The following is a 5,789-nucleotide window of genomic DNA, read 5'->3' on the forward strand; positions in this document are numbered from 1 at the left end:
GCCACCCCCTCCAGGGGCTGGCCGGCGTCGGCATGCTGTGCCACGGCTGCCCGCCGAGCCCCGAACTCCGCACCTCGAAGGGGAAAAACCGGGTGCGGCAGCGCGGCCCTGCCTGGCACCATGGCGCCCATGATCACGTATCGAAAGGCCGATGCCGCGTAGACGGCCCCGCGCACTGCGCGCCGAACGACCGGCCTCCCGTGTCTCGGGGCCGACCCCTCCGCTCCGGATCCACGGACTCTCCGACAGGGCGAGCCTGGCCGTCCACCGGGTCGAGCGCCTGAGCGAGAGCTTCTACCTTCACGCGGGCGCCACCGACCGGGCACTGCGGCGGTACCGCGAGTTCCTGCACCCGCCGGGAAGACGTCCGCTGTACCCGCAGGAGTCGCATTGCCCGTGCCCGGGATGTTCCTTCGACGACGTCAGACACGCACGCGACGTGCTGGAGGAAGTCCTGGAGCGACTGCCGGAACGGGCCCGTGCCGAGCTCGGCCGACTTGTGAAGGCCCTGGACACGGTGTTCTTGCGCCGTACCCTCCCCGACCCGTTCGCGGACCGGCGCCAGTGGCGCACGGAGTTCTGGTGGTACCGCCGCCTGGCCGATCGGTCGGAGTGGGGGTGACGGGTAGCGGTTCTCCGGTGCCCGCCGGTCAGGCTGTCGTGCTAGCCGCGACGACGGGTGCGGCGTGTCGCGAGCGTCAGACCGCCGCCCAGGAGCAGGAGGCTCCCGGCCAGCCAGGCGAGCCGGGTGTCGGCGCCGGTGTTCGGCAGGTGCGGCCCGTGCGCCTCCTTCGTGGTCACCGTGGTGGTGGACGGCGGGGAGGTGACCGGCGGGCCGGACGGCGGCGTACCGGTCGCCGTCGCGGTGTTGGTGACCTTCCCTCGGTCGATGTCCGCCTGGGTGACCGTGTAGGCGGCCGTGCAGGTGACCGACACACCGGGGGCGAGCGAGGCCGCACCCGCCGGGCAGGTCACCACCGGCGGCGTCCCGGCGCCCGAGAACGCCGTCTCGTTCACCGTCACGTCCGTCAGCGTCACGTTCCCGGTGTTCGTCACCAGGTACGCGTAGTCGACCGTCTGTCCCACCGCCGAAACCGTCGTCGGGGACGCCGACTTCGCGATCGTGAGCGCCGGCTCAGGGGTGTTCGGGACGGTGGTCGAGGACGGCGGGGAGGTGACCGGCGGGCCGGACGGCGGAGTACCGGTCGCCGTCGCGGTGTTGGTGATGCTGCCCGCGTTGAGGTCCGCCTGCGTCACCGTGTACTCGGCCGTGCAGGTCACCGACGCCCCGGGAGCGAGCGAGGCCGCACCCGGCGGGCAGGTCACCACCGGCGGCGCCCCTGAGCCAGAGAACGCCGTCTCGTTCACCGTCACGTTCGTCAGCGTCACGTTCCCGGTGTTCGTCACCAGGTACGCGTAGTGCAGCACCTGGCCCACCCCGGTCAGCGCCGTCGCGTCCACCGACTTGACGACGGTGAGCGCCGGTGCGGGCGTGACCGTGACGGTCACGGTGGACGGCGGGGAGGTCACCGGCGGGCCGGACGGCGGAGTACCCGTCGCCGTCGCCGTGTCGGTGATCTTGCCGCTCCGCAGGTCGCTCTGGGTGACCGTGTAGCTGGCCGTGCAGGTGACCGACGTGCCGGGGGCGAGCGAGGCCGCAGCCGGCGGGCAGCTCACCACCGGCGGCGTCCCGGAACCGGAGAACGCCGTCTCGTTCACCGTGACATTCGTCAGCGTCACGTTCCCGGTGTTCGTCACCAGGAAGCTGTAGTCCACGACCTGACCGACCGCCGAAACCGTCGTCGGCGACGCCGACTTCACGATCGTGAGGGCCGGCTCGGGGGTGTTCGGGACGCTGGTCGAGGACGGCGGGGAGGTGACCGGCGGGCCGGACGGCGGAGTGCCCGTCGCGGTCGCCGTGTTGGTGATCTTCCCTCGGTCGATGTCCGCCTGGGTGACCGTGTAGCTGGCCGTGCAGGTGACCGACGCGCCAGGAGCGAGCGAGGCCGCAGCGGGCGGGCAGCTCACCACCGGCGGCGTCCCGGAACCGGAGAACGCCGTCTCGTTCACCGTGACGTTCGTCAGCGTCACGTTCCCGGTGTTCGTCACCAGGTACGCGTAGTGCAGCACCTGGCCCACCCCGGTCAGCGCCGTCGCGTCCACCGACTTGACGACGGTGAGCGCCGGTGCGGGCGTGACCGTGACGGTCACGGTGGACGGCGGGGAGGTCACCGGCGGGCCGGACGGCGGAGTACCCGTCGCCGTCGCCGTGTCGGTGATCTTGCCGCTCCGCAGGTCGCTCTGGGTGACCGTGTAGCTGGCCGTGCAGGTGACCGACGCGCCAGGAGCGAGCGAGGCCGCAGCGGGCGGGCAGCTCACCACCGGCGGCGTCCCGGAACCGGAGAACGCCGTCTCGTTCACCGTGACATTCGTCAGCGTCACGTTCCCGGTGTTCGTCACCAGGAAGCTGTAGTCCACGACCTGACCGACCGCCGAAACCGTCGTCGGCGACGCCGACTTCACGATCGTGAGGGCCGGCTCGGGGGTGTTCGGGACGCTGGTCGAGGACGGCGGGGAGGTGACCGGCGGGCCGGACGGCGGAGTGCCCGTCGCGGTCGCCGTGTTGGTGATCTTCCCTCGGTCGATGTCCGCCTGGGTGACCGTGTAGCTGGCCGTGCAGGTGACCGACGCGCCAGGAGCGAGCGAGGCCGCAGCGGGCGGGCAGCTCACCACCGGCGGCGTCCCGGAACCGGAGAACGCCGTCTCGTTCACCGTGACGTTCGTCAGCGTCACGTTCCCGGTGTTCGTCACCAGGTACATGTAGTGCAGCACCTGGCCCGCCGCTGTCAGATCCGTCGCGTCGACCGACTTGACGATGGTGAGGGCCGGGTTGGCGGTGGCCGTGACGGTCGCGTTGGACGGCGGGGAGGTGACCGGCGGGCCGGACGGCGGCGTACCCGTCGCCGTCGCCGTGTTGGTGATCTTCCCTCGGTCGATGTCCGCCTGGGTGACCGTGTAGCTCGCCGTGCAGGTGACCGACGCACCGGGGGCAAGCGATGCCGCACCCGGCGGACAGGCCGCCACGAGCGGCCCCCCGGAACCGGAGAACGCCGTCTCGTTCACCGTCACGTCCGTCAGCGTCACGTTCCCGGTGTTCGTCACCAGGAAGCTGTAGTCCACGATCTGCCCGACCGCCGAAACCGTCGTCGGGGAGGCCGACTTCGCGATGGTGAGCGCGGGCGTCGCCGGGACCGGGGTGTTCGTGAAGGTGCAGAGCACCATCGGGCTGTTCTTGTCCTCCACCGTCGCCGGGAACGGCAGGTTGAAGGTGGTCACCCCGCTGCCCGAGGCGACCGGGGCGTTGCCGTTGGCCGTGTCGACGCAGTCGTAGGTGGTGGTGTAGTCGGAGAGGCTTCCGGAGGCCGCCGTCTCGGTGAGGGTGTAGGTGGTGCCGGACAGCGCGATGACCGGGCCGGCCGGGGGCGACTGGACGCCCGTGCTGGTGCCGGTCGTGGTGGCGCTGTTGCCCTGGGTGACGCCACCGCCGGTGATCTCCAGCGTGAACTGGTCGTTGGACGTGGTCGACTCGGCGAACCGGCCGACGATGTCCTTCTGCAGGGTCAGGGTCGGGTTGGTGGAGCAGGCGCCGAGGTCCACGGAGAGGAAGGCGTTGTTGGTGTACGGCGTCGGACCGGCCGTGACCGCGCCGGTGTTCGGGTTGAGCCGCTCCAGATAGGTGGTGGTCCCCGAGGTGAACTCGATGTAGAGGTTGCCGACGTTGTCGAAGGCCGCCCCGTTGAAGGACCTGTCCGTCGGGTTGTCCAGGGTGCTCAGCGTCGTACTGGTCAGCGGCACACCGGTGGCCGACCCCGTGGTGGGGATCGGTGCGGAGACCCGGCCGATGGCGGCGTCGGTCCCGACGGAGGAGAGGATGTAGAGGTTGCCGCCCGCGTCGAAGGTGATGTCGCCGTTGGGGCCGGAGGTGCCGGTGACCGGCAGGTCGAACGTGCCGATCACGCCGGGGATCGCGGTGTTGGTGGTGGTGTTGAACCCGTAGAGGGTGGCCACGCCGGGCGTGGTCGCGGTACCGGGCTCGAAGCTGGCGTAGTAGTAGATGCCGTTGACCGGGTTCACCGCGCCGGCGACGAAGGAGTCGCTGGTGGGACCGGCGGATCCGGTGTAGACGGTCCAGGCGCCGGTGGCCGCGTTGTAGCCGTACACGTTCACGGACCCGCTGACGGCCGGCGTCTGGTCGACCACGTAGGCGGCGGTGCCGCCGTCCGTGATGCCGAGGGCGTTCGTGAAGCCGGACCCGGCGGGGAGCGTGCTCACCGTCGTGGCGGTCACGTTGGCGCCGCCGACGGTGCCGGAGGCCAGGGCCAGCAGGGTGCCCGTACCGGCGCCCGAGGAGCCGCGCTGGACGGCGTAGATCGTGTTGCCGCTGCAGTCCAAGGGGGGGCCGGGCGCCCGGGGGGCGTGGCCGGCCGGGGCCGTGCCCGACGGGGGGACGCTCTCAGCGGACGGCGCGGCCGGTGCGGCCAGCGGGGACGCTGGGGCGCTCACGGCGGACGGCACGGCGGACGACGAGGGGGACGGGGCCTGCGAGGCGTTGCCCTGGACGGGGGCGGCCTTCGCCCAGGCGGCGTCCGGGGCCTGCCACTCCAGCACCACAAGTCCGTTGCCGCCGTCACGTCCGTCGCGGTCGCCGGGCTTCACCGAGGCGGCGGGGTGAGCGAAGCCGCCGAAGCCCGCCCCGGCGACGTACTGGCGCTCGGTCAGGTGCGACGCCAGGCCCGCCGGAACGTCGCCGCCCCCGGAGCCGACGGCCGTGCCGCCCTCGCTCGGGGAGGTGCCGCCGTCGGCCGCCAGCAGGGTGCGGGCCGAGGCGTGCGGCTCGTCGGACAGGACACTGGAGGCGCCGCCGCCGAGGGCCGTACGGGCCGCCGGGGAGCTCGGGTCCTCGGAGTGCGCCCGCCCTCCCTGGCCGGGCACCACCATCAGCCGCTGCCCCGGCGTCACGTCCAGTAGTGCGGTCGCGAAGGCGCCGGCGGCACCCGGTCGGTTCCGGTGGTCGGCGCCGGCCGTTCCCGCGGGGCTGTCGGCTTCGGCGGCCGCGCCCGCGCCCCAGGCCTTCGCCCGGACGGAGGTGACGCCAGGGGGAACGGTGAAGTCCTGGCCGCCACCGGTGTGGGTGAAGGCGAGGCAGTCGGTGTAGCCCGGGTCGGGCGGGCAGGCCTGGGCGGCGTGCGCGGCGGGGGCGGCCATCAGCGGGACGAGCGACAGCGGGGCCAGCGTCAGCGCCGCTGCCAGCACTCCGGACCAGCCGCGCCGCTTCGACGCGGCACGGTTCGACGGACGAGCCGGGACGGTACTGCCCCGCACCCCGAAGGCCGGGGCCAGGCCCCGGCGACGTCTGACTTTGGGCATCGAGGACTCTCCAGGGTGTGCACAGGACTCTGGATGACGGAGTGAACACGCCATTGGGCGACGGGACGACTATGCCGTCTCCACCATCCGGGTCGGTCCGGCACGCTGGGGAGGTCATCCCGGCGGCCCACACGAACGGTCCGACCACCGCGCTCGACGCCCGTCGCGCGCCCCCTTCACGGGGTGCGACCGACCGTGACGACCTCGACCCGGGCCAGCGCCAGGCCTGTTGACGCATCGTCATATGAACTAACCGCGTCGAGCGAAGTCGGCCCGCACCCGCGCCGGCGAGGGCGGACCGACCGGTGAACGCCGCCGGACGCGGCGAGGCCGGTGCCGTCCGGGAGCGGCGACTCCCGGAC

General features: G+C 72.6%; 2 protein-coding genes. One reads left to right on the forward strand and one right to left on the reverse strand.

Annotated elements, in window-relative coordinates; all coding sequences use genetic code 11:
- Nucleotides 1-439: 439 nt before the first annotated feature.
- The gene (locus tag ACFRQN_RS39530) at nucleotides 440-622 is read left to right on the forward strand and encodes a hypothetical protein (protein ID WP_380745461.1); all 183 of its coding nucleotides are present in this window, start codon (nucleotides 440-442) and stop codon (nucleotides 620-622) included.
- Nucleotides 623-663: 41 nt separating this feature from the next.
- Here ACFRQN_RS39530 and ACFRQN_RS39535 read toward each other — a convergent pair whose 3' ends face one another.
- Nucleotides 664-5,427 carry a hypothetical protein gene (locus tag ACFRQN_RS39535; RefSeq protein WP_380745463.1) on the reverse strand — a complete coding sequence of 1,588 codons (4,764 nt, stop codon included), beginning with the start codon at nucleotides 5,425-5,427 and terminating at the stop codon, nucleotides 664-666.
- Between the last annotated feature and the right edge of the window lie 362 nt (nucleotides 5,428-5,789).

Source organism: Kitasatospora sp. NPDC056800 (genome assembly GCF_042789775.1).
GTDB lineage: Bacteria > Actinomycetota > Actinomycetes > Streptomycetales > Streptomycetaceae > Kitasatospora.

Bases quoted from the DNA above. Each gene is read 5' to 3' on its own strand.
- ACFRQN_RS39535 (WP_380745463.1), bottom strand. From the start codon at position 5,427: ATGCCCAAAGTCAGACGTCGCCGGGGCCTGGCCCCGGCCTTCGGGGTG.